Origin of the sequence: Streptomyces sp. HSW2009, from assembly GCF_040240285.1 — a bacterium.
Classification (GTDB): domain Bacteria; phylum Actinomycetota; class Actinomycetes; order Streptomycetales; family Streptomycetaceae; genus Streptomyces.
Map to the genome: position 1 here is coordinate 1 of NZ_JBEHZD010000862.1, position 2,201 is coordinate 2,201.

Below are 2,201 nucleotides of genomic sequence, written 5' to 3' on the forward strand. Positions count from 1 at the left end.
GGTGGGGGGGGGGGGGGGGGGGGGGCCCGCGCCCGCGGGGGGGCCCCCCCCCCCCGGGGGCCCCCCCCCAGGCCGCGATCAGCCGCGCAGGTCAGCCGGCGTCCGGCCGACCCCGCTCGCCCTCGCGGTCGGCCGGGGCCACCTGCTCGTCCCCGGCGGCAGGAGCAGCGGAACCGTCCGCCGCGCCATCGCCGGCACCCTGCTCACCCGCATCGGCCACCGGCCCGTCCGCCGCCTCACCAGCAGCCGCATCGGCATCATCGGCCGCACCAGCCTCGGCGCCACCATCAGCCGCACCGCTCACGGGCTCGTCCGCCGCCTCATCGGCCACGGAACCATCCACGGCGTCGTCCACGACGCCATCCGCCGCGTCTTCCACGGCGTCGTCCGCAACCTGGTCCCCAGCCTCGTCCGACACGGCATCCGACGTCGCGTCCGCCGCGTCACCCGCCACGTCATCCGCCGCGGTTCGACCGGCATGGTCCGCGTCCGCCGCAGTCGGTTCCTGACCAGCGCCGGCCGGATCGCCGTCGTCCTCCAGGGCGTCGACGAACTCCACGCCGTCGAGTTCGGCCAGCCGGTCCGAGGCGTCCGTGGTGCCGCCCTGGTCCGCCTCCAGCGCCTTGGCGAACCACTCCCGCGCCTCGTCCGTACGCTCCACGGCAAGCAGCGCGTCGGCGTACGCGTAGCGCAGCCGCGCGGTCCACGGGTGTATGGCGGACGAGGCCAGCTCGGAGCTCTGCAACGTCACCACGGCGGCCTCGGTCTGCCCCATGTCACGCCGCGCACCGGCCGCGACGAGCCGCATCTCGACCTGCCCGGCCCGGTCCAGCTTCTGCACCTCGGGCTCGCCGGCCATGGCCAGCGCCCGCTCGGGCCGCCCCATGCCGCGCTCGCAGTCGGCCATGACCGGCCACAGGTCGGACGAGCCGGTCATCCGCCGCGCCGCCCGGAACTCGGCCAGCGCCTCCGCGTACTTGGCGACCCCGTACGAGGCGAAGCCCGCCGCCTCGCGCACCGCCGCCACCCGGGAGGCCAGCCGCAGCGCGACCCTGGAGTAGCCGTACGCCTGCTCCGGGTCCTCGTCGAGCAGCTTCGCCACCATGACGAGGTTCCTGGCCACGTCGTCGGCGAGGGTCTTCGGCAGGCTCAGCAACTCCTGCCGCACGCTCTTGTCGATCTCGTCGCCCGTCACGTCGTCCGGAATCGGCAGCCGGCGTACGGGCTCCCGCTCCCGATCGTCCCGACGCCCGCCGAAGCCACCGGAACGTTCGTCGCGCCGCCCGTAGCCGCCGCCACCGGACCGGTCATCCCGCCGGCCGTAACCGCCGCCACTGGAGCGGTCATCGCGCTGTCCGTAGCCACCGCCAGAGCGGTCATCGCGGCGTCCGTAGCCGCCACCGCCGGGGCGCTCGTCACGCCGCCCGTGCCCGCCACCCTGGTGGCCACCGTCCCGGCGCCCGCCGAAACCGCCCGAGCGCTCGTCGCGCCGCCCGTAGCCGCCACCGCCGGGGCGGTCATCACGCCGCCCGAAGCCGCCGCGCTCCTCGCGACGCTGCCCACCGCCGAACCGCTCGTCGCCGCGCTGGCCACCCCGGTCGAAGCCCGCGCGGCGGTAGCCGCCGCGGTCGTCGTGGCGGGGGCCGCGGTCGCGGTCATCACGGCGCGGGCCACGGTCGCGGTCGTCGTGCCGGGGAGCACGGTCACGGTCATCCCGGCGGGGACCGCGGTCGTCGAAACGCGACCCGCGATCACGGTCATCCGGCCGAGGCCCACGCGGCCGATCATCACGCCGGAACGACGAACGCTCATCCCGACCACCCCGGTCATCCCGGTCATCCCGACGGAACGGAGGACGCTCATCACGCCGCCCGAACCCACCACCAGAACGCCCACCACGCTCATCATCCCGACGCGGACCGTTCCACCGACCGCCTCGGTCCGAACCGCCAAACCCGCGTGAATCGCGCCGATCGCCGCCATCCCGGCGGCGCGCGTCGCGCTCCGGCCGGTCGTCGGAGGAGTGAGTGGGCATCGGTGTGACTCCTGTCTTTGGGTAACGCAGTCATTCTCGCGCACCAGGCAGAGCGGCGCGCTTCGGGCAAAAGAAAAAGGACCCTTGGTCCCAGCATGAACGCTGGGACCAAGGGTCCTCTTCAAAGATTGTTCGGCGGCGTCCTACTCTCCCACAGGGTCCCCCC

General features: G+C 74.7%; 2 protein-coding genes. Both read right to left on the bottom strand.

Going from position 1 to position 2,201, the window contains the following annotated elements:
• Positions 1 to 91: 91 nt before the first annotated feature.
• Positions 92 to 1,168 (bottom strand): tetratricopeptide repeat protein, encoded by a 1,077-nt coding sequence (locus AAHZ94_RS32995; protein ID WP_349997389.1) that lies wholly within the window; start codon positions 1,166 to 1,168, stop codon positions 92 to 94.
• A gap of 23 nt (positions 1,169 to 1,191) precedes the next feature.
• Positions 1,192 to 1,983, bottom strand: coding sequence for a TrbL/VirB6 family protein (locus AAHZ94_RS33000; RefSeq protein ID WP_349997388.1), 792 nt, complete (start codon positions 1,981 to 1,983; stop codon positions 1,192 to 1,194).
• Positions 1,984 to 2,201: the final 218 nt, after the last annotated feature.